The 319-nt window shown below is 54.5% G+C and carries 1 protein-coding gene; it reads right to left on the reverse strand.

What is annotated here, in order from left to right; all coding sequences use genetic code 11:
- Positions 1 to 319: class II aldolase/adducin family protein (locus tag Q4563_RS18235; RefSeq protein ID WP_303605510.1), on the reverse strand; the 319-nt coding region annotated here is incomplete at both ends.

Below are 319 nucleotides of genomic sequence, written 5' to 3' on the forward strand. Positions count from 1 at the left end.
GGCGATGCCATGGTTACGCAAGACCAGTATGTGTCTGTCACCAAGGCTGTCGAGCATGCGGCTACGCTCTTCCGGAAACAGGGTGATGCCTTCAAAGGCGTGGTAGCCAACGCGACCAAACAGCTGGGCACCGTAAAAATCGTTGTGGGTAAAGCCGATTTTTTTCTGGGCGATGGCAGACACTTCATTGGTGTGGGTATGAATCACGCAGTGGATGTCATCACGGGCGCCATGGATAGCGCCATGCAAGGCAAAACCTGCGGGATTGGCGTCGTAAGGGGAATCATCCAGCTTGTTGCCGTCGACACCTACCTTGATC

The sequence above is a fragment of the Gilvimarinus sp. 1_MG-2023 genome (genome assembly GCF_030548285.1).